We start from the raw sequence: 20,729 nt of genomic DNA on the forward strand, positions 1-20,729 counted from the left end.
CGCATACGGAGGCACAAGCATGCGTGTCAACGCCATGTCCCCACCTACCGCCCGACGGCCGCTCGGCGGGCACCGCCGGGCGCTGATCGCCGGCGCGCTCGGCGCACTCGGCCTGATCACGGCACTGGCGACGGCGATTCCGGCCGATGCCGCAGAGAGCACGCTCGGCGCGGCCGCCGCGCAGAGCGGCCGCTACTTCGGCACCGCCATCGCCTCGGGCAGGCTCGGCGACTCCGCCTACACCACGATCGCCAACCGCGAGTTCAACATGGTGACGGCCGAGAACGAGATGAAGATCGACGCCACCGAGCCCAACCCGGGGCAGTTCAACTTCTCCGCCGGGGACCGGGTCTACAACTGGGCCGTGCAGAACGGCAAGCGGGTGCGCGGGCACACCCTGGCCTGGCACAACCAGCAGCCGAACTGGATGCGGCCGATGGAGGGCAGCTCGCTGCGCCAGGCGATGATCAACCACATCAACGGCGTCATGGGCCACTACAAGGGCAAGATCTACGCCTGGGACGTGGTCAACGAGGCCTTCGCCGACGGCAACTCCGGCGGCCGGCGTGACTCCAACCTCCAGCGCACCGGCAACGACTGGATCGAGGTGGCCTTCCGCACCGCGCGCGCCGCCGACCCGGCCGCCAAGCTGTGCTACAACGACTACAACATCGACAACTGGAGCTGGGCCAAGACGCAGGGCGTCTACAACATGGTCAGGGACTTCAAGGCCCGCGGCGTGCCGATCGACTGCGTCGGCCTGCAGTCGCACTTCAACAGCAACAGCCCCTACAACAGCAACTACCGCACGACCATCCAGAGCTTCGCCGCGCTGGGGGTCGACGTGCAGATCACCGAGCTGGACATCCAGGGCGGCTCGGCGACCACCTACGCCAACGTGACCAACGACTGCCTGGCCGTCCCCCGCTGCACCGGCATCACCGTGTGGGGCGTCCGCGACAGCGACTCCTGGCTCGGTGCCGGCGCCGCCCCGCTGCTCTTCGACAGCAACGGCAACAAGAAGCCCGCCTACACCTCGGTCCTCAACGCCCTCAACGGCGGCACCACGACGCCGACGCCCGGCGGCGACGCGGGGCAGATCAAGGGCACGGGCTCCGGCCGCTGCGTGGACGTGCCCAGTTCCAGCACCACCGACGGCACCGCGGTCAACCTGTGGGACTGCAACGGTCAGACCAACCAGCAGTGGACGCAGACCTCGGCCGGGGAGCTGAAGGTCTACGGCAACAAGTGCCTGGACGCCGGGGGCACCGGCAACGGCGCCAAGATCCAGATCTACTCCTGCTGGGGCGGCGACAACCAGAAATGGCGCGTCAACTCCGACGGCACGATCGTGGGCGTACAGTCCGGGCTGTGCCTTGACGCCGTCGGCGGCGGCACCGGCAACGGCACGGGGCTGCAGCTGTACAGCTGCCACAGCGGCAGCAACCAGAAGTGGACCTACAACCCGAGCACCGCGTGAGCTTCACCGACTGCTCGCAGTGGCGCCTGGTCCTGCTGACCCAGACCAGCTCCACCTGCTGACCGCACCCCCGATGCGACCCTCCCTCGGCCCCGGTGGCGAGACCGAGGGAGGGTGAGCCACGCCCGTCCGAAGCGGCCGGGCGTGGCTCAACAACGGTGCTCACACTCCCGAGCGGCCCAGCGGCCGTCACCCGCCCGTGATCGTCCACTGGTTGTTGGTGCTGTTGTTCGGCGCCCACATGGCCACGGTGGAGCCGGCGGTGCTGTTGCCCTTGCCGAGCTCTTGACAGCCTGCGCCTGACCTGGCCAGGAGATCCTAAAGCTCCGGGCAGGGGGCAAAGGTGCGGCCGGGAGTGAGGGCACAGGGGGTCATCCGGTCCGGGTCTCGTAGGCGGTTCTGCTGGCCTCTATGTCTGCGATGTGCTCGATGGCCCAGCCGGCAAGGGCCAGCGCGGGCGGAATGAGACTCCGCCCGGTGGGGGTCAGCGCGTATTCGACTCTCGGCGGAACCTCCGCGTACGCCGTCCGGGAGACCAAGCCGTCGCGCTCCAGGTTCCGGAGCGTCAGCGTCAGCATTCGCTGGGAGATCCCGGGGATCTGCCGATGCAGATCGGTGAAGCGCAGCCGCTGCTGATCAAGGGTTGCCACGACCAGCAGGGTCCACTTGTCGCAGATCCGGTCGAGGATCGTGCGGATCGTCCGGCCACCGTCTCCGCGGATCATGCAGGTGTGCTCGTACTGCGACATGACAGCCCCTTGTGCCTAACGCACACGCATGTGCCTTTTGTAAGCCTCTCAATAGTGACGCATCATGAGGCAACTTACGAACGGTAACCATGGTCTTGTCTCGGAGCCCACATGAACATCGCTTACTGGATCATCGCCACGCTTCTGGCGGTTTTCTACCTCTACGCCGGAGGTAAGAAGGCCACCCAGAGCCAGGAACAGCTCCAGCCCATGATGGGCTGGGTCGACACCGTTCCAATGCCGCTCGTCCGCTTAATCGGAGTCCTGGAACTCCTCGGTGCCGCCGGCCTCATCCTGCCGCCGCTGACCGGAATCGCGTCATGGCTCGCCATCGCCGCGGCGATCGGCCTCGTCCTGATCCAGGTCGGCGGCATCGCGGTCCACGTCTCCCGCGGCGAGGCCCGGCAGATCGGACTCAACATCGCCCTCCTGGCCGCCGCGGCCGCGACCGCCTGGCTGGGCACCACCTGGCTTTGAAGCGGCCCGCCCGCCCCTGGCAGCAGGGGCGGGCGGCCATCGCCGAAGGACACCCAGCGGTGACCACCTCGCTATGCTGACTGTCGCCGGCAACTGATCACCTGTGTTGCGACGACCCCTCGAATGCGCCATTCGGCGTGGGACCGATCATGGCATCAGGCGACGTCTGGAACGTGTCCGTCGGCGCCGTTGGGGACCTTGCATACGAGGGGCGGCTACCCGCGCAGCTCGGCGGTGTTCACCGGGCAGTGGCAGGGGGCAGGGCCCGGGTCACTGGCCGGCCCACCTGAGGTCGACGGCGGCCGCGGTGCTCGCGTCCAGCGCCACGGGCGTGCCGGCCCGCCGCGGCCGTGGCCGCCCTGGTGGCGCGGGCTGCTGCGAGGGCTTCGGTGATGGACTGGCCGGTCGCCGCGCAGGGGCCGGTCCAGCAGGTCGCGGGCGAGGACCAGGGCGGCCGCGGGCCGGCTACAGCCAGGGGCGGATCGTGGCGGTGAGCACTGCCACTGGCCGTTCATGCCCCGTCGCCCTCCAGCAGGACCAGGAAGTTCCGGAACGCCTCGGCCATGTCCACGGCCTCCGGGTCGTGCAGCCACTGCGTCTGGATCCCGTCCATGACCGCGATGAGGAGCGGGGCCGTCTGTTCGGGGGTGAGGCCGCTCGGGAGAACGTCGCCGTAGGTGTCGCGCAGGCACTGCACCGCTCCCTCACGGACCCGGTGGTACCGGTCCTTGAAATACGCGCCCGCGGGGTGACCCTCCGTGACGCTGTCGCCGGCCAGCACCGTGAAGACCTGCACGATGCCGGGGCGGGTGGTGTTGTACTCGACGAGCTGGGCCATTGTCTCCAGTGACCAGACGCTGTTGCGCCACGCCACCGAGGCCATGTCCCACTGGTCGCGAGCTTCCAGCACGGCGAGGAGCAGATCCTCCTTGGTCGGGAAGTGGTGCAGGACTCCCTGCTGCGTCAGCCCCACCCTTTCGGCCACGGCCGCCTGGGACGCTCCCCGGAAACCGCGCTCGGCGATGACCTCCAGAGCGGCCTGAACGATCTCCGCCCGGCGGCCCTCACTGCGCGTCGCACGACCGCCGGCGCCGCGGCCCGTACCTTGCCTGGTCATCTCTCGAGCCTAACCCGCGAGCATGCTGGGCAGATTTCCTTAGTTTACGAAAAGGTAACGACACCTACCGATCAACAGTTTGACTGGTTCATGCTGTCGGGCAACGACAGAGAGTTCCGATTTATCCCTGTCCGAGCCTCTTTCCCCCCTTCGCCTCATGAGGAGGTTCGCTGTGGACCACCCAGTTGTCCCCGGCTCCACCACTGCCGCCACAGCACCCGAGAAAGACCGGTCCACCGAGCCGCAGTCGGCGCCCCGCGGATTCCTCGCCCGGATCGCCCTCGCCCAGTTCGGCCTCTTCGGAGCCCTGATCACGCCCGTCATCATCACCATGGCGCTGCGCGTCGCCGAGGTCGATCCGGACAACAAGACCGCGAGCCTCAGCCTGGTGCTCGGCGTGGGCGCACTGTTCGCGCTCATCGCGAACCCGCTCTTCGGCAGACTTTCGGACCGCACGACGTCACGGTTCGGCCGCCGCCGCCCCTGGCTGATCTGCGGCGTGGCCGGTGGGTTCGCCGGACTGTCGATCATCGCCTTCGTGCCGTCGATCCCTGCCATCCTGGTCGGCTGGATCATCACCCAGACCGCCCTCAACGCCTCACTCGCCACGCTCCAGGCCACCGTTCCCGACCAGGTGCCGCCGGCCCAGCGCGGAAAGGTGTCAGGTGCCCTCGGTGTCGCGATCACGCTGTCGGTGGTCGTCAGCATGGTGCTCGCCTCGCAGATCCCCGGCCAGGGGGCCCAGTTCCTGGCACCGGCCGTGCTCGCCGTGGTCTTCGTGACCTATTTCGCGCTGACACTGCGGGACAAACCGCTCACGGCCAAGCCCGGCCCGTTCTCCGCCAAGGAATTCGCCCACAGCTTCTGGGCCAGCCCCCGAACGCATCCCGACTTCGGCTGGGCGTGGCTGTCCAAGTTCCTGGTCATGTTCGGCATGGTCGGACCCAGTGCGTACACGGCCTACTACCTCATGAGCGACTTCGGGGTGTCCGGCGGCAAGATCGCCCTGCTCGTCATCGTCGGCTCCCTGTGCAACGCGGCCAGTGCCGCCGTCAGCGGCTGGCTCTCCGACCGGGCCGGTACCCGCAAGCCCTTCGTCATCGGCAGCAGCCTGGTCGTCGTCGCGGGCCTCCTCCTCGTCGCCTTCGCGCCGAGCTTCCCGATCATCCTGCTCTCCCAAGTGGTCATCGGCATCGGCGGCGGCATGTTCTACGCCGTCGACATGGCCCTGGTCACGGAGGTGCTGCCCGACCCCGACACCGCCGCCAAGGATCTGGGCGTCATGAACATAGCCAACGCACTGCCGCAGAGCCTCGGCCCGGCCGTCGCACCGTTTCTGCTCGCCATCGGCGGCGGCGACAACTACACCCTGTTCTTCGCCTTCTGCGCCGCGGTCGCCCTGGTCGGCGCCCTCTCCGTCACCCGTATCAAGAGTGTGCGCTGACCATCTCCTCATAGCCCACCGCGCCACCCGCCCGTCCTTACAAGGGAGTTGAACCACATGCCCGACATCGAGCAGGCCGTCGAGGCGGCACTCGCCCGGCTCGATCTGGATACCAAGACCCGACTGCTGTCCGGTCGGGACATGTGGTCGCTGCCCGCGCTGCCCGAGATCGGGCTGAAGTCTCTGGTGATGTCGGACGGGCCGATCGGCGTACGGGGAGTGCACTGGACCGCCGACGACCCGTCCGTCGCGCTGCCGTCCCCGACCGCGCTCGCCGCTGCCTGGGACCCCGAACTCGCCCGCCGAGCAGGGGTGCTGCTCGCCCAGGAGGCCCACCGCAAAGGCGTCCACGTCCTGCTCGCCCCCACCGTCAACCTGCACCGCTCCCCGCTCGGCGGCCGCCACTTCGAGGCCTACAGCGAGGACCCGTACCTCACCGGCCGGATCGGCACCGGCTATGTCGCGGGCGTGCAGTCCGGCGGCGTCGGCACCACCGTCAAGCACTTCGTCGCCAACGACGCCGAGACCGACCGCTTCACCGTGGACAACCTGGTCTCCGAACGCGCCCTGCGCGAGCTGTACCTGGCCCCCTTCGAGGCCATCGTCGCGGACGCCCGCCCGTGGGGCATCATGACCGCCTACAACATGGTCAACGGCACGACGATGACCGAGCATCGCCACCTGGTGAACGACATCCTGCGCGGCGAGTGGGGCTTCGACGGCTTCAACGTCTCCGACTGGATGGCCGCCCGCTCCACCACCGGCGCCATCGAGGGCGGCCTCGACCTCGCCATGCCCGGCCCGGTCACGGTGTACGGCGAGGCCCTCGCCGCCGCCGTACGCGACGGCCGGGTCGAGGAGGCCACGGTCGACGAGGCGGTACGGAGGGTCCTCCGCCTCGCCGCCCGGGTCGGCATCCTGGAGGGCGCCGAGCAGGCCGTCACCGAACTGCCCGAGACCGTGGACGGCGAGGCCCTCGCCCGCGAGATCGCCCACCGCTCCTTCGTCCTCCTGCGGAACGAGGTGCGCGACGGCGAACGTGCCCTGCCACTGAAGCCCGGCCGCACGGTGGCGTTGATCGGCGCCGCCGCCCGCGACGCCCGCATCCTCGGCGGCGGCTCCACCACCGTCTTCCCGGCCCGCACCGTCTCCCCGCTCGACGGCCTCACCGCCGCCCTCCCGGCGGGCACCCTGACCTACGCCGTCGGCGCCGACCCGAATACGGAACTGACCGTCGCCGACAAGGGGTTCGAACTGCGCGCGGTCTGCCAGGACGCCGCCGGCAAGGTGATCGGCACGGGCTCCGTGCCCAACGGCCAGATCCAGTGGATGGGGTCGGACCTCCCGGACGGCGTCACCCACGAGGCCCTGCACACCGTGGAGTTGACCGGCACCTTCACCCCGCGCGAGACCGGCACGCACAGCTTCGGCATCAAGGGCATGGGCGCCTTCACCCTCACCGTCGACGGCACGACGTACTTCGACGACCTCCAGCGCCTCGCCAAGGACGACCCCTTCGAAGCCTACTTCGGCGCCCCCGTGCACCGCGCCCAGGCCGACCTCACCGCGGGCGAGCCGGTCGACGTCTCCCTCACCTACGGCGTCGCCTTCCCCGAGGGCATCCCGATGAAGGTCGTCGGCTTCGCCCTCGCCCACCGGGCGCCGCAGCGCGACCCCGACGAGCTGATCGCCGAGGCGGTCGAGGCCGCGCGCGCCGCCGACACGGCCGTCGTGGTGGTCGCCACCACCGACCGCGTCGAGTCCGAGGGCTTCGACCGCACCGACCTCACCCTCCCCGGCCGTCAGGACGACCTGGTCCGCGCCGTCGCCGCCGCCAACCCGAACACCGTCGTGGTGGTCAACTCCGGCTCGCCGGTGGAACTGCCGTGGCGTGACGAGGTCGCGGCCGTACTGGTGAGCTGGTTTCCCGGCCAGGAGGGCGGCACGGCCCTGGCGGACGTCCTGACCGGCGCGCACGAACCGGGCGGCCGTCTGCCCACCACCTGGGGCTCCCTGTCCGACGCCCCGGTCACCCAGGTCGTCCCGTCGAACGGCGAACTCGCGTACATCGAGGACGTCTTCATCGGCTACCGCGCCTGGGAGAAGGAGGGCCGCACCCCGTCGTACCCCTTCGGGCACGGCCTCGGCTACACCACCTGGACGTACGACTCCCTAGAAGTGATCGGCATTACGGCCACCGTCCGCGTCCGCAACACCGGCGACCGCCCGGGCCGCGAGACGGTACAGCTCTACCTGGCGCCGGTCGCCGACACGGTCGACCGCCCGGCCCGCTGGCTGGCCGGATTCGCCACGGTCGAGGCCACACCCGGGGAGACGGCCGAGGCAGTCGTCGAACTACCCCACCGCGCATTCGAGATCTGGGACGAGCGGGTGCCCGGCTGGTCGCAGGTCAAGGGCTCGTACGAACTCCAGGCGTCCCGCTCCCTCACCGACACCCGGCTGACCACACGACTGGAGGTATGATCTGGCGCTCCGACCATCGCCCAGTTCGGCCACCTTGGAGCGCAAAGGCCCGTGGATGCTGGCCTACCTGGTCGCCCGGCGGGTCGCACCCGACAACGGTCACGGCGTCGGAGCGGGGCCATCTCGAAGCGCGCTTTGTTCGCGGCTCTTTAACCGCGCAGGAAAGAAACTTAATTAAGATCAATTACGATGCCGGCCACGCCGGCAGAGCAGGCGTAGGCTGGCAGCATGTTGCCGATGAGCGGCTGAGTCCAGCACCGGGCTCAAGGCGATCACCCCGCCTCGACTCCAAGTCAGCAACTTACCTCGTAATCTGTCGCAAATTACTCTGTTGCCAACGGGTAACTTCTGTGAAACTTTCACATGCAAGAGCAGTGCGGCGCGATCTCCTCGGAGGCAAAACTCCAGGCGGGAAGGCGTTCGGATGGCAACGCCCAGGCCGGCGAGGGGCTCTCCTCATTGACGCCGGGCCTGACCGTCGGATGTACTCCGCGACAACGCGCTCCACGGAGTAGGCCACACAGCTCTCTTCAGGATCGGATGTTAGCGCTAACAGGTTGTCCTCTGCGATTCGGTAACGGAGGCCTGGATGCCCCCTCTCATTTCCCGCGACAGCACACGACCCGTGACGGCCACGGTTCCGCATGACCTCATCATCGACTTGTTAGCGCTAACACGTCGCCCGAGAGCGGCCTCTTCGAGGGCCTGACCCGGTGAACAGGTGGCCGGCGGACACCGGTCACCGCCCCCATCTCCAAGGAGCTCCGCATGTCCTTGAGCCGTCGTCAGCTCTTCCAAGCCACAGGCGCGACCACCGCGCTCACGGTCGTCGGCCAGATAGCGGGCACACCCCCCGCTCTGGCCGCACTCCCCTGGGCCAGATCCGACATCGGCGTCTCGGCCTACGAGTTCGACCTCGGCCAGGTCCGGCCGACCTCCGGTCGTTGGCTGGACAACCAGAACCACCGCTGGCGGCCGCACTACGGGTCGGGCGCCGCCTTCCGCATCCAGTGCGCCAACGGCGGCCGGGTCCTCGGCCTCGCCGGCACCTCGCAGGGCGCGCAGGTCGTGCTCGCCGACGACAACGGCGCCAACAACAACCTGTGGAGGTTCCTGTGAGGCGCGTGCTCGCGGTTGTCTCGTCTCTGCTTCTCGTGGGCGTGTTCCTCACACCCCAGGCGTCGGCCGCGACGGTCGACACCAACGCGTGGTACGTGCTGGTCAACCGCAACAGCGGCAAAGCCCTGGACGTCTACAACTCATCCACCGCCGACGGCGGCCGGATCACCCAGTGGGCCCGTAACAACGGCAACCAGCAGCAGTGGCAGTTCGTCGACTCCGGCGGCGGCTACTACCGCATCAAGTCCCGCCACTCCGGCAAGGTCCTGGACGTCTACAACTTCTCCACCGCCAACGGCGGCGCGATCGTGCAATGGGCCGACGGCAACGGCACCAACCAGCAATGGCGCCTGGCCGACTCCGCCGGCGGCTACGTGAGATTCATCAGCCGCCACAGCAACAAAGCGCTGGAGGTCCAGAACGCCTCCACCGCCGACGGCGCCAACATCGTCCAGTACGACGACTGGGGCGGCAACAACCAGCAGTGGCAACTCGTCCAGGTCGGCGGCAACCCGGATCCGGGCGGCACCTACACCAACCCGGTCGTCTGGCAGGACTTCGCCGACGGCGACATCATCCGGGTCGGCGACGCCTACTACTACTCGGCCTCGACGATGCACTACTCGCCGGGCGCGCCGATCCTACGCTCCTACAACCTGGTCGACTGGGAGTACGCCGGCCATTCGGTCCCGAGGCTCGACTTCAACTCGGGCGCCTACGACCTCAACGGCGGCCGGGCGTACGTGAAGGGCATCTGGGCCTCGACCCTGAACTACCGGCCCAGCGACAGCACCTACTACTGGATCGGCTGCGTCGAGTTCAACCGCACATACGTCTACACCGCCTCCGCCGTCGACGGCACCTGGACCAAGCGCTCGCAGATCAACAACTGCTACTACGACGCCGGCCTGCTGATCGACACCAACGACACCATGTACGTCGCCTACGGCAACGGCACCATCAGCGTCGCCCAGCTCTCGCCCGACGGGCTCAGCCAGGTCCGCGCCCAGCAGGTGTTCCAAACCCCTTCGAGCGTCGGCACGCTGGAGGGCGCCCGCTTCTACAAGCGGGGCAACTACTACTACATCTGGCTGACCCGCCCGGCCAACGGCCAGTACGTGCTCCGGTCCACCTCCCCGTGGGGCCCGTATGAGATGCGCCAGGTCCTGCTGGACATGCCCGGCCCGATCTCCGGCGGCGGCGTCCCGCATCAGGGCGGGCTCGTGCAGACCCAGGCCGGCGACTGGTACTACATGTCGTTCGTCGACGCATACCCCGGAGGCCGGGTCCCGGCACTCGCTCCGATCAGCTGGACCAACGACTGGCCGACCGTCCAGACGGTCAACGGCGGCTGGGGCGTGAACTACCCGCGGCCGAACATCCAGACCAACCGCACGGTGGCCTCGATGATTGGCCCGGACACCTTCACCTCGGGCAGTCTCGGCCACCGGTGGGAGTGGAACCACAACCCCGACATCAGCCGCTTTTCCACCGGCAACGGCCTGCTCCTGCAGACCGCCACGGTCACAGGCGACCTCTACAACGCCCGCAACACCCTGACCCACCGCATCCAGGGCCCGTCGTCGACCGCGACGATCGAGCTCGACTACTCCCAGATGGCCAACGGCGACCGCGCCGGGCTGGCCATGCTGCGCGACCAGTCCGCCTGGATCGGCGTCAAACGCGACAACGGCGCCAACCGGGTCGTGATGACCAACGGCCTGACCATGAACAGCTCGTGGCAGACCACCGGCACCGGCACCGAGGCGGCGAGCGCGAACATCTCGGGCGGCCGGCTCTGGTTGCGGGCCAACGCCGACATCCGGCCGGGATCCGGCAGGCAGGCCCGCTTCTCCTACAGCACCGATGGGACGAACTTCATCAGCCTCGGCCCGGCCTTCACGTTGAACAACGCCTGGCAGTTCTTCATGGGCTACCGCTTCGGGATCTTCAACTACGCCACCCAGTCCCTCGGCGGCGCGGTGACCGTGCGCCGCTTCGACCTCACCACCCCCTGACGCAACACGTCGACACAGGAAGGCACCAACCAGCTATGGCAACTCGTGCAAGTCGGATAAATCGGAGCGCATCATGAAATTCAGATCCCTATCCGTTCTCGCGACGGTGGCCACCTTACTGGCGAGCCTGTTCGTCGCCCTTCAGGTTCAGGTGGCCAACGCGGCCACCGTCGACACCAACGCCTGGTATGTCCTGGTCAACCGCAACAGCGGCAAGGCCCTGGACGTCTACAACCTGGCGACCAACGACGGCGCCCGCATCACCCAGTGGACCAGGAACGATCAGAACCAGCAGCAGTGGCAGTTCGTCGACTCCGGCGGCGGCTACTACCGCATCAAGTCCCGCCACTCCGGCAAGGTGCTCGACGTCTACAACTTCTCCACCGCCAACGGCGGCGCGATCGTGCAATGGGCCGACGGCAACGGCAGCAACCAGCAGTGGCGGCTGGCCGACAGCTCAGACGGCCATGTGAGGTTCATCTCGCGCCACAGCAACAAGGCCCTGGAAGTCCAGGGCGCCTCCACCGCCGACAACGCGAACATCGTCCAGTACGACGACTGGGGCGGCAACAACCAGCAGTGGCAACTCGTCCGGGTCGACGGCGGCAACCCCGGTGAATGCGATCTTCCGTCGACGTACCGCTGGACCTCGACGGGCCCGCTGGCGCAGCCGAAGTCGGGATGGGTCTCGCTCAAGGACTTCACCGTCGCCCCCTACAACGGGAGGCATCTCGTCTACGCCACGACGCACGACACGGGGACGAGGTGGGGTTCGATGAACTTCAGCCTCTTCAGCAACTGGTCCGACATGGCCTCGGCCAGCCAGAACACGATGTCGTCCTCCACCGTCGCGCCCACGCTTCTCTACTTCGCCCCGAAGAACATCTGGGTGCTCGCCTACCAGTGGGGCGGGACCGCCTTCTCCTACAGGACCTCCAGCGACCCCACCAATCCGAATGGCTGGTCAGCGCAGCAGGTGCTCTTCTCGGGAAGCATCTCAGGCTCCGGAACAGGGCCCATCGACCAGACGCTCATCGGTGACGGCACGAACATGTACCTGTTCTTCGCCGGGGACAACGGCAAGATCTACCGGGCGAGCATGCCCATCGGGAACTTCCCGGGCAGTTTCGGCAGCACATCGACGGTGATCATGAGCGACACGACGAACAACCTGTTCGAAGCCGTTCAGGTCTACAAGCTCCAGGGCCAGAACCGATACCTCATGATCGTCGAGGCGATCGGCTCGCAGGGCCGCTACTTCCGCTCGTTCACCGCCACCAGCCTGAACGGTTCGTGGACACCCCAGGCCGCCACCGAGGGCAACCCCTTCGCCGGCAAGGCCAACAGCGGCGCCACCTGGACCAACGACATCAGCCACGGCGAGCTGGTCCGCACCAGCGCCGATCAGACCATGACCGTTGATCCCTGCAACCTGCAGTTGCTCTACCAGGGACGCAACCCCAACTCCGGCGGCGACTACGGCCTCCTGCCCTACCGGCCGGGCCTGCTGACGCTGCAGCGCTGATGGCGTGACACGGGTCCGGCTCGGAGCCGGCGTGGCGGACCCGGTGCAAGGCCGAGCCCGCGCGCGTGGCATCAGTCCCCTGCTGATCACCGTGTGAACCGGGTCCTGGGCACGACGTCTGGGAGCGTCCGCCGTACCCAGGACCCACGAACGTCCGCATGGTCACGCGCATCGTCATCGGCGGCACCCTGCTGATCGTCTTCATCCTCCCGCAGCGCCTCATGTCCAAAAGCGGGACATGACCAGGGGGGCGCTGAAGCCTCGATCTGGCAAGACGGCACCGCTCGCCCCCCGCACTCCGTGACTAGACTGCCGCCATGACCACGGAGTCGTCCCCTCTCACCATCGCTCAGCTCGCCGAGCTGGCCGGAGTTTCCACCGCGACGGTCTCCAAGGTCGTGAACGGCCGTTCCGAAGTCTCGTCCGAAACCCGCGCCGCCGTGGAGGAGCTCATCCGCCGGCACGGCTACCGCCGCCAGCGCCGCCGCTCCACACCGACGGCCCTGGTGGAGCTGGTCTTCCACGCGCTGGAGGGCGACTATCCCGTCGAGATCACCAAAGGCGTGGCGGAGGTCGCCCGTGAGCACGATCTCATGGTGGGGATATCGGACCTGCGCCGTGACCACACCGCCGGGGACGTCTGGCTGGAGGATGTGCTGCGGCGCCGCCCGAGCGGCGTGATCGCGGTGTTCTCGGGCCTGACCGAGACCCAGCACGAACAGCTCGCCCGCCGCGAGATCCCGCTGGTCCTGCTGGACCCGGCCGACGTTCCCGCGAGAAACATCCCGTCGGTCGGCGCCGGCAACTGGAACGGCGGGCTCACGGCCACCCGCCACCTCCTGGAGCTCGGGCATCGCCGCATCGCCATCATCACCGGGCCCGACTCCGCGCTGTCCAGCCGGGCCCGCCTCGACGGCTACCGCACCGCCCTCGACATGGCCGGCGTGTCCGTCGACCCGGAGCTGATCGGCCGGGGAGACTTCTTCATCGAGGGCGGCCTGGCCGAGGCGCACCGCATGCTGCGCCTGCCCGACCGGCCGACCGCGATCTTCGCCACGAACGACGGCCAGGCCATCGGCGTCTACCACGCGGCCCACCAGCTCGGCCTGCGCATCCCGGACGATCTCAGCGTGATCGGCTTCGACGACATGCCGTCGGTGCGGTGGGCCATTCCACCGCTGACCACCATCCGCCAGCCCCTCACCGAGATGGCCGCCGCGGCCACCTCGATGCTGCTGACGCTGGCCCATGGCGAGCAACTGCCACAGAGCCGCGTCGAGCTGGCCACCGAACTCGTCGTACGCGAGAGCACCGGGCCTCCCACACTTCCGACCGCCTGAGCCGAAGGGCGTTCTCGAAGAGGCAGCGGGACACGTTCACGGCAGGAGCTGCGCCGGGCCAACGAGATCTTGAAGTTGCACCTGGTTCTCCTCACGCAGCACCAGCCCGCCGCCGACGCAGGCCCCCAAGGCCGCCGCATCGTCTTCGCCGAAACCTGACACCCTCACCTTCATCCGGCGGGCCCACCCCCAAAGTGAGGGCATGGGTTGGCGACGTTTGGCGGAGGCCGGGAGGGGTGGCCCGGGAGGAAGGTAAAGACATGATCCCTTCCAAGAACGTACTCAGAAGAATGGTCGTGCTGGCGGCGACAGGCGTGGTGGCATTCGGACTGGCGGCGTGCAGCAAGGAAGCGCCGGCGGCTTCCGGTAGCTCAGGAGCTCGGAAGCGGCTTCAAGGTCTCACGTGCATCGGCGGAGCACGTCCGGCTGATGTGGGCGGCGATCGGCACGATCGTGATGGGCCGCAACCTGTTCGACCTGGTGAACGGCTGGGAGGGTCAGCCGCCCGCGGGCGACCACGTGGTCGTGGTGTCCCACCGACCGGGTGCTACACCTGAGGTTCAAGGTACGCCGCTATTGTCGTGGTCCGGAGATTCGTGCGCAGTATCGGCCGATCGCGCTGATGATCTGGTCGGCGCCCTTGGTCCAGGTGAACGGGCGGGCGTTCTCGTTCCAGTGCTTGAGCCATTCCAGCAGCGCCGTGGTACCCGCCCGGGTGGCGGCCGCGGCCGGGGCGGGCCGCCGAGTACGCCGGGCCACCGCTGCTCTGGGATGCCGTTGCCGAACTGCCGGTCGCCGCGGAGAGCTGGAAATCGAGGAGCCATGCCGTTCCCCACACGACCTCAGCAGGCCCGCGCCGGGGTTTGCCCGAATGTACGGAGGGGTCGCCGGCACGCATCAAGGGGCGCGATCTTGCCGTGGACACTTGCCTAGAATGAGGTTCTAGAAGCAGGCTGGGCCCATGGTTATCGAGTACGCCGAGCGCGTGTGGCGCGGCGAATCAGACGACAGCATCGTGGACGCTGGCATGCAGGGCAAGGGCGTTCAGCCGATCACCGGAGGTCTCGGCTGGTGGCCAGGGTTCGGCAACGTGATCGCGTTCGAGACCGAGGGCGAGCTGGTGCTGTTCGACACCGGCGGCGCGTTCTCGGCGGCGAAATTGCACGAGAACATCCGGGCCTGGACGCGGGCACCGCTGACCACCGCGTTCTACTCGCACGGGCACATCGACCACGTCTTCGGGACCGGGCCGTTCGAGGAATCGGGGCCGCGAGCCACGATTTATGCTCATGAAGCGGTTGTTGATCGGTTCGAGCGTTATGTACTGACAAATGGCTACAACTCGCTGATCAACCAGCGGCAGTTCCAGGCCGCCGGGCTCCGCTGGCCCACCGACTACCGCCATCCAGACGTGACCTACACGGACGAGCTGACCGTGCGGCGCGGCGGGCTCACGTTCGACCTCGTGCACGCCAAGGGCGAGACCGACGACGCGACCATCGGCTACGTGCGCGAGCACAGGCTGCTGTTGCCCGGCGACCTGTTCATGTGGGTGACGCCCAACTGCGGCAACCCGCAGAAGGTGCAGCGCTATCCCCGGGAATGGGTGCACGCGCTGCACCGGATGGCCGCCATGGACGCCGAGATCATGCTCCCCGGCCACGGCGCCCCCATCTTCGGCCGCGACCGCATCCGGCAGGCGTTGCTGGAAACGGCCGAATGGCTGGAGTCGCTCATCACTCAGACCCTGGAACTGCTCAACGCGGGCGCGCGACTCGACGAAATCGTCCACTCCGTGAAGGCGCCAGAGCATTTCGCCGACCGGCCCTATCTGCGGGCACGATATGACGAGCCGGAATTCGTCGTACGCAATCTGTGGCGCCTTTACGGCGGCTGGTACGACGGCAATCCGGCCCATCTGAAGCCCGCTCCCGAGGCGGTGCTGGCGAAATCGGTCGCGGAACTGGCGGGCGGGGCGCAGGCACTCGCGGATGCGGCGCTCAAGGCCCTTTCCGAAGGCGACGAGCGGCTGGCCGGGCATTTGGCGGAAATGGCCGCCCTGGCGGCTCCGGACGACGCGGGCGTGCATCGCGTACGCGCGGAGGTCTTTTCCGCCAGGGCGGCCGGCGAGCTGCTCCTCATGGCGAAGGGCATTTTCGCCTGGGCCGCAGCGGAGTCCCGTCAGCGCTCGTGAGAGCGGCGGTCCTGCATGGCTCACCAGTGGGGGGCATGGTCACGTTGCATCTCAGGAAATTCTCACGGCGCGCTTCTGGTCGCCACCGGCCGCGCAGCACCATCGGCGGCATGGGCGGCGGCCAGTGAACATCGGGCTAGTCGGTGACCACTGCTCCCCCAGCAGTCGACGCTGCGCACCCTCATGCCGGCGCAGCAACCGGATCCAGCGCCAAAGTCCGCCGCCTGGACACGCTCTCCGGCTCACACGAGATCAGCCTGTTCCTGGCCTGGCTCCACGAGCACGCCGCCCCTGCCTCAGTCGCAGGCCTTCGCCGTGGTGCCGCTGCCCTTGTTGGCGCGGCCGATCCCCACCGTCACGCTGCCCGTGGCCTTGGCGCAGACGCCGCTGGGGGCATAGACCATATTGCCCCAATGGTGCCCGCCGTTCCCGGCACGGTAGCTGAAGGATCTGCTCTTGGCGCTGGTGAAGACCGTGATCTGGCCGGATCCGTTCTTGGACACCCTCACCTCGCCCCAGTTGGTGCCGCAGCGACGGGAGTAGTACAGCCGTATCGTGCCCAGGCTGTCACCGACCTCGTTCTTCAGCGAGGCCTTCTTCCCGGTGAACACCTTGGTGCTGGCGCACCCGGTCCTGTAGGGGTCCTTTCCGTCGTACGGATGAGCGCTCGCTGGTCCTGTGGTCAGCAAGAGCGTCGAGATCGCCGTTACGGACACCGCAACCGCTGCTACGTGGATCTTCATGTCGAACCGACTCCTTACCGAGAGGCCCGGGCGTACGAAGATGGCCGGCGCCCTCCACATCGCCCAGGGTTCTTGCCGCCGACGGTTTGCCGGGATACCGGCGCCGCCGGATTGAAGCGCCCCGACTCAACGCTTGAGGTCGGGGTCGTCAGCAGTCCTTAGTGATCTTTGTGAGATTCTCGGCCAGCCCCTTTCTGAATTTCTTCTTGCCGCTGGTCCCGCCGTTCGTGGCGAGGCACTCCTTCCTCGTCCCCACCGGACCCTTGAAGTGCAGCTTGGCGTACACCCGGTGGGAGCAATGGTTGTTGAAGTAGACCGTCGTGGAGGAGTTGCCGTCCTTCCAGGAGTAATTGGTCTTCTTCCTACTGGGCCGTATGCATTTGATGCTCTCCCGCTCGACCCCCTGGGTGACGCCCGTCGCGGTGGTGGCCGTCTGCGCCGTCGCGGCCGTGGCCGGTGCGGCCAGCAGCGCCAGTGCGGCGCCGCAGGCCGCCACGGCCGGGGTCAGCTTCTTGTCACTCAATTTCTCACCCTTTCGCTCCGCGAGAAATGATCGATGAAAGAGGGGAGATTCGCGGTGTCGAATCGTCTTTCGCCTGTACGGCGCAGTGCAGAAATAGGCACTGGACCCGGAGTCTCTCCGGTTCCCTCGAGCTTCACCACCGAGCGGCGATCACGAAATTCGCGGTGAAGCGGGAACGGTCCCGACTATGCCGGGTTCCTCGGACGGCGGCAACGAACATTCGCCGGATATTTGTCCAAACATTGTCCAGGCGCCCCGGTTTGGACAAAGGAACCGCAGCCCTTAGACGGCCGATCTCAGAGAGAGTGCGTGCGGAGGCCGGTGTCGATATGAGGCCCTTCCTCCGGGTGATCAGCACGCCCCTGCGTACGAGCGAGCATGGCCCACAGGACCACAGCGATGGCGGGCCGGTCGCGGAGGGTGCGGCTCTTCCTACACGTCTACGCCCCGGACCCCCGGCTCACGTGCAACTGATACCCATCACAGTGATTACTACGGGTTCACTATGTTCATACACACGGTGAGATAGGCTGCTCATGTGATCGTCAGCCTTCACCGCAGCGGCCGTGCGCGCAGCACGCTGCTCCTGCTGCTCACGATCACCGCCACAATCCACCTTCTCCTGTGCGGATTCGGGCCACACGCACACGCCGGTCTGCCCAGCGGGCACCATCAACACGTCTCCCATGAGGGCGACGCCCCGGCAGATCACGGAGGGGACGGCGACCATCACGCGACGTCCTGCGACGACCCCGCCACCCAGCCCGCTCCGGTGACAGCAGCGCCGCCCAGCATGAAGGTCGCCACCGCCATGCCGCAGCGGCCGGACGAATCCAAGGCTTCCGCTCCGGCGGCAGGCATGCCCCGCTCAGGGACCGCCTTGCTCACCACAGTCTGCGTCTCCCGGGTATAGCCGCGCCCGGCGCGCGCCGATCCGGCCGCGCCTGCCGTCCATCCAGGCACCCGTGACAGTGGCGAGGACCCATCACCATGAACACCATCCATCGGCGTCAGCCTGCCCGCATGTGGGCCGGCCGTTCTTCTCTCACCGCCCTCGTCGGCGGCACCCCCGTCCTGTGGATCCCCGAACTGCGGGGCGAGCGCGGACACGGCTTCTGGGCCAAGCTCGAAGGCCACAACCCCGGCGGCATCAAGGACCGCCCGGCCCTGCACATGATCCGCCAGGCCCGCTGCCGCGGAGACCTGCGGCCCGGAGCACCCATCATCGAATCCACCAGCGGCACCCTCGGCCTCGGTCTCGCCCTGGCCGGAATCGTCTACGGCCATCCGGTCATCCTGGTCAGCGACCCCGGCATGGAACCGCTCGTACACCGGCTGCTCAGCGCATACGGCACGCGCGTGGAGACGGTGAGCGAGCCGCTGCCCATCGGCGGGTGGCAAGAGGCCAGACGGGAACGGGTACGCGCTCTGCTCCGGGAGCATCCGGGCGCGTACTGCCCGGACCAGTACCACAACCCGGACAACGTCAGCGCCTACGACGCGCTGGCACGAGAGCTCGCCGAGCAACTCGGCCGCATCGACGTGCTGGTATGCAGCGTCGGAACCGGCGGGCACAGCGCGGGCGTCTACCGGACCCTGCGGCGGCTCAGCCCCGGCGTGCGGCTGGTCGGCGTGGACACGATCGGCTCCACGATCTTCGGCCAGCCCGCCCGTCCCCGCCTCATGCGCGGCCTGGGCAGCAGCATCTACCCAAGCAACGTCGCCTACGAAGCTTTCAGCGAGGTCCACTGGGTGGCGCCCGCCGAAGCGGTGTGGGCCTGCCGCCGCCTCGCCACCGGACGCTACGCCACCGGCGGCTGGAGCGTGGGCGCCGTCGCGCTGGTCGCCTCCTGGCTCGCCCGAACCGAACCCGCTGGCACCACCATCGCCGCAATCTTTCCCGATGGACCGCAGCGCTATTTCGACACGGTCTTCAACGACGACTACTGCGCCCGCCACGACGTCCTGGACCGCGAACCACCCTCCGCCCCGGCGCGGCTGGCTCATCCGGCGCAGGCGGAGGCCCGCAGCTGGACGCGCTGCACCACGGTGACCGCGCCGACCGAGGCGAACCGATGAAGGCGACAGCCGCACAGGTACGCTCGTTCAACCGGCCGATCCGGCTGTTGCTGATCAACCAGCTCACCATCAACATCGGCTTCTACATGCTGATGCCCTACCTGGCCACCTACCTCACCGATGACCTCGGGCTGGCCGCGTGGATGGCCGGGCTCGTCCTCGGCGTGCGCAACCTCAGCCAGCAGGGGATGTTCCTGCTCGGCGGAAGCCTGGCCGACAGGCTCGGCTACAAGCCCATGATCCTGGCCGGGCTGGCGCTGCGAACAGTGGGGTTCGGCCTGCTCGGGCTGGTCCACACGGTGCCCGCGCTGATCGTCGCGTCCGCGCTCACAGGACTGGCGGGAGCCCTGTTCAACCCCGCCGCGCGCGCCTATCTGGCGCAGGAGGCGGGCGAGCGCAAAGTGGAGGCCTTCGCCGTCTTCAACGTGTTCTACCAGTGCGGCATCCTCATCGGACCGATCATCGGCCTCCTGCTGCAAGCCGCGGCCTTCCAGCTCACCTGTCTGGTGGCCGCAGGGCTGTTCGGGGTGCTGGCCGCCGCGCAAGTGAAGGCATTGCCCGGGCGGCGGGGCAACGCCGTGGGCGGCCTGATCAAGGATTGGCGGGAGGTTGTGTCCAACCGGCCGTTCCTGCTGTTCGCCATGGTGATGACCGGTTCGTACGTGCTCAACTTCCAGATCTACCTGAGCCTGCCGATCGAGGCGCGGCAGGCCGCGGGCGGCGAGCTGGGGGTCGCCCTGCTGTTCGCGGTCTCTGGCGGCGTGGCGGCGTTCGGGCAGGTGGGCCTCACGCGGTGGGTCAAGGAGCGGTGGGGGCCTGAGCAGGCGATGGGACGCGGCCTGTGGCTGATGGGAGCGAGCTTCCTGCCGCTGGCTGTGCCGCTTCCTGGGGGCGCCGCGCTTGCCGCCGTGTTGGTGACGGCGGTCCTGCTGACGCTGGGCACGATGATCGTCTATCCGTTCGAGATGACCACGATCGCCAGATTCGGCGGCGATCGCCTGGTCGGGACCTATTACGGCTGCTACAACACCATCTCCGGGCTCGGCATCGCGGCGGGGAACCTGGGCATCGGCGCCGCCATCGACGCCGCCGGGTCGCTTGCGCTGCCCGCCCTGCCTTGGTGGGCACTGCTCGGCCTGGGCTGGGCCTGCGCGGCAGCCCTCTTCACGCTAAGGAGAACGGGGCGGTTGCGTGTGGAGGCGGCCGGATTGGCGGGATCCGTTAGAGAGTCTGGATGAGTTCGCCGGCGAACGCTGACGTGTCGGTGAGGAAGCCGATGTGGCCGCCGGGAAGCTCGACCACGTCGCGACCTAGGGCGCGTATTTGATTGTGATCAATCTGCGGGATCTGCCCTCGTCTCGGGGCCTGATCCGGTAGATCGTTCAGCGTGACGCGAGTGCAATTGACGGATGTGGAGTGGGAGTTCATCGAGCCCTA

Annotated in this window: 18 protein-coding genes; 12 read left to right on the forward strand and 6 right to left on the reverse strand. The window is 68.0% G+C overall.

Going from position 1 to position 20,729, the window contains the following annotated elements; translation table 11 throughout:
* Positions 1-19 precede the first annotated feature (19 nt).
* Positions 20-1,480 (forward strand): endo-1,4-beta-xylanase, encoded by a 1,461-nt coding sequence (locus EJK15_RS16055; RefSeq protein WP_138711227.1) that lies wholly within the window; start codon positions 20-22, stop codon positions 1,478-1,480.
* A 371-nt stretch (positions 1,481-1,851) separates the two neighbouring features.
* On the opposite strand, the gene EJK15_RS16060 is transcribed toward EJK15_RS16055, so the two are convergent.
* Positions 1,852-2,229, reverse strand: a complete 378-nt coding sequence (locus EJK15_RS16060) for a winged helix-turn-helix transcriptional regulator (protein ID WP_138711228.1) — start codon at positions 2,227-2,229, stop codon at positions 1,852-1,854.
* 111 nt (positions 2,230-2,340) lie between these two features.
* Here EJK15_RS16060 and EJK15_RS16065 point away from each other — a divergent pair, with 111 nt between their 5' ends.
* The gene (locus tag EJK15_RS16065; protein WP_138711229.1) at positions 2,341-2,706 is read left to right on the forward strand and encodes a DoxX family protein; all 366 of its coding nucleotides are present in this window, start codon (positions 2,341-2,343) and stop codon (positions 2,704-2,706) included.
* Positions 2,707-3,217: 511 nt separating this feature from the next.
* On the opposite strand, the gene EJK15_RS16070 is transcribed toward EJK15_RS16065, so the two are convergent.
* The gene (locus tag EJK15_RS16070) at positions 3,218-3,823 is read right to left on the reverse strand and encodes a TetR/AcrR family transcriptional regulator (RefSeq protein ID WP_138711230.1); all 606 of its coding nucleotides are present in this window, start codon (positions 3,821-3,823) and stop codon (positions 3,218-3,220) included.
* A 172-nt stretch (positions 3,824-3,995) separates the two neighbouring features.
* Between EJK15_RS16070 and EJK15_RS16075 the strand changes: the two genes are divergently transcribed.
* The 6 genes from EJK15_RS16075 (at position 3,996) to EJK15_RS16100 (ending at position 13,753) form a co-directional block, all read left to right on the forward strand.
* Positions 3,996-5,267 carry an MFS transporter gene (locus EJK15_RS16075; RefSeq protein ID WP_171074334.1) on the forward strand — a complete coding sequence of 424 codons (1,272 nt, stop codon included), beginning with the start codon at positions 3,996-3,998 and terminating at the stop codon, positions 5,265-5,267.
* Between the two features lie 57 nt (positions 5,268-5,324).
* A complete protein-coding gene (locus tag EJK15_RS16080; RefSeq protein WP_138711232.1) occupies positions 5,325-7,751 on the forward strand; it encodes a glycoside hydrolase family 3 protein in 2,427 nt (808 codons plus the stop codon).
* 768 nt (positions 7,752-8,519) lie between these two features.
* A complete protein-coding gene (locus EJK15_RS16085) occupies positions 8,520-8,870 on the forward strand; it encodes an RICIN domain-containing protein (protein ID WP_138711233.1) in 351 nt (116 codons plus the stop codon).
* A complete protein-coding gene (locus EJK15_RS16090) occupies positions 8,867-10,888 on the forward strand; it encodes an RICIN domain-containing protein (RefSeq protein WP_206060878.1) in 2,022 nt (673 codons plus the stop codon). The genes EJK15_RS16085 and EJK15_RS16090 overlap by 4 nt, the downstream gene beginning before the upstream one ends.
* 73 nt (positions 10,889-10,961) lie before the next feature.
* Positions 10,962-12,413, forward strand: coding sequence for a non-reducing end alpha-L-arabinofuranosidase family hydrolase (locus EJK15_RS16095; RefSeq protein ID WP_138711234.1), 1,452 nt, complete (start codon positions 10,962-10,964; stop codon positions 12,411-12,413).
* A 317-nt stretch (positions 12,414-12,730) separates the two neighbouring features.
* Complete coding sequence (locus tag EJK15_RS16100) at positions 12,731-13,753, forward strand: LacI family DNA-binding transcriptional regulator (RefSeq protein WP_138711235.1); 1,023 nt, start codon at positions 12,731-12,733, stop codon at positions 13,751-13,753.
* Positions 13,754-13,789: 36 nt separating this feature from the next.
* Here EJK15_RS16100 and EJK15_RS70595 read toward each other — a convergent pair whose 3' ends face one another.
* Both EJK15_RS70595 and EJK15_RS16110 read right to left on the reverse strand, forming a co-directional pair.
* Positions 13,790-13,927 (reverse strand): hypothetical protein, encoded by a 138-nt coding sequence (locus EJK15_RS70595; RefSeq protein WP_171074335.1) that lies wholly within the window; start codon positions 13,925-13,927, stop codon positions 13,790-13,792.
* A 399-nt stretch (positions 13,928-14,326) separates the two neighbouring features.
* Entirely contained in the window at positions 14,327-14,512 is a 186-nt protein-coding gene (locus EJK15_RS16110; protein WP_138711236.1) for a hypothetical protein, read from the reverse strand.
* 202 nt (positions 14,513-14,714) lie between these two features.
* Between EJK15_RS16110 and EJK15_RS16115 the strand changes: the two genes are divergently transcribed.
* Positions 14,715-15,947: an alkyl sulfatase dimerization domain-containing protein gene (locus tag EJK15_RS16115; RefSeq protein WP_138711237.1), complete on the forward strand. Its 1,233-nt coding sequence runs from the start codon at positions 14,715-14,717 to the stop codon at positions 15,945-15,947.
* A gap of 296 nt (positions 15,948-16,243) precedes the next feature.
* Here the strand turns inward: EJK15_RS16115 and EJK15_RS16120 are convergent, their stop codons facing one another.
* Together EJK15_RS16120 and EJK15_RS16125 are read right to left on the reverse strand one after the other, a co-directional pair.
* Positions 16,244-16,690: a DUF2690 domain-containing protein gene (locus EJK15_RS16120; RefSeq protein WP_171074336.1), complete on the reverse strand. Its 447-nt coding sequence runs from the start codon at positions 16,688-16,690 to the stop codon at positions 16,244-16,246.
* A gap of 148 nt (positions 16,691-16,838) precedes the next feature.
* The gene (locus tag EJK15_RS16125; protein WP_138711239.1) at positions 16,839-17,213 is read right to left on the reverse strand and encodes a hypothetical protein; all 375 of its coding nucleotides are present in this window, start codon (positions 17,211-17,213) and stop codon (positions 16,839-16,841) included.
* A 538-nt stretch (positions 17,214-17,751) separates the two neighbouring features.
* On the opposite strand from EJK15_RS16125, the gene EJK15_RS16130 reads away from it, so the two are divergent.
* The 3 genes from EJK15_RS16130 (at position 17,752) to EJK15_RS16140 (ending at position 20,530) form a co-directional block, all read left to right on the forward strand.
* Positions 17,752-18,126, forward strand: coding sequence for a hypothetical protein (locus tag EJK15_RS16130; RefSeq protein WP_138711240.1), 375 nt, complete (start codon positions 17,752-17,754; stop codon positions 18,124-18,126).
* Between the two features lie 77 nt (positions 18,127-18,203).
* Positions 18,204-19,292, forward strand: a complete 1,089-nt coding sequence (locus tag EJK15_RS16135) for a PLP-dependent cysteine synthase family protein (RefSeq protein WP_138711241.1) — start codon at positions 18,204-18,206, stop codon at positions 19,290-19,292.
* A complete protein-coding gene (locus tag EJK15_RS16140) occupies positions 19,289-20,530 on the forward strand; it encodes an MFS transporter (RefSeq protein ID WP_138711242.1) in 1,242 nt (413 codons plus the stop codon). The genes EJK15_RS16135 and EJK15_RS16140 overlap by 4 nt, the downstream gene beginning before the upstream one ends.
* Positions 20,531-20,729: the final 199 nt, after the last annotated feature.

The organism is Nonomuraea basaltis, from assembly GCF_005893125.1.
Classification (GTDB): domain Bacteria; phylum Actinomycetota; class Actinomycetes; order Streptosporangiales; family Streptosporangiaceae; genus Nonomuraea; species Nonomuraea basaltis.

Bases quoted from the DNA above. Each gene is read 5' to 3' on its own strand.
- EJK15_RS16055 (WP_138711227.1), top strand. From the start codon at position 20: ATGCGTGTCAACGCCATGTCCCCACCTACCGCCCGACGGCCGCTCGGC.
- EJK15_RS16060 (WP_138711228.1), bottom strand. From the start codon at position 2,229: ATGTCGCAGTACGAGCACACCTGCATGATCCGCGGAGACGGTGGCCGG.
- EJK15_RS16065 (WP_138711229.1), top strand. From the start codon at position 2,341: ATGAACATCGCTTACTGGATCATCGCCACGCTTCTGGCGGTTTTCTAC.
- EJK15_RS16070 (WP_138711230.1), bottom strand. From the start codon at position 3,823: ATGACCAGGCAAGGTACGGGCCGCGGCGCCGGCGGTCGTGCGACGCGC.
- EJK15_RS16080 (WP_138711232.1), top strand. From the start codon at position 5,325: ATGCCCGACATCGAGCAGGCCGTCGAGGCGGCACTCGCCCGGCTCGAT.
- EJK15_RS16085 (WP_138711233.1), top strand. From the start codon at position 8,520: ATGTCCTTGAGCCGTCGTCAGCTCTTCCAAGCCACAGGCGCGACCACC.
- EJK15_RS16095 (WP_138711234.1), top strand. From the start codon at position 10,962: ATGAAATTCAGATCCCTATCCGTTCTCGCGACGGTGGCCACCTTACTG.
- EJK15_RS16100 (WP_138711235.1), top strand. From the start codon at position 12,731: ATGACCACGGAGTCGTCCCCTCTCACCATCGCTCAGCTCGCCGAGCTG.
- EJK15_RS70595 (WP_171074335.1), bottom strand. From the start codon at position 13,927: ATGAAGGTGAGGGTGTCAGGTTTCGGCGAAGACGATGCGGCGGCCTTG.
- EJK15_RS16115 (WP_138711237.1), top strand. From the start codon at position 14,715: ATGGTTATCGAGTACGCCGAGCGCGTGTGGCGCGGCGAATCAGACGAC.
- EJK15_RS16120 (WP_171074336.1), bottom strand. From the start codon at position 16,690: ATGAAGATCCACGTAGCAGCGGTTGCGGTGTCCGTAACGGCGATCTCG.
- EJK15_RS16135 (WP_138711241.1), top strand. From the start codon at position 18,204: ATGAACACCATCCATCGGCGTCAGCCTGCCCGCATGTGGGCCGGCCGT.
- EJK15_RS16140 (WP_138711242.1), top strand. From the start codon at position 19,289: ATGAAGGCGACAGCCGCACAGGTACGCTCGTTCAACCGGCCGATCCGG.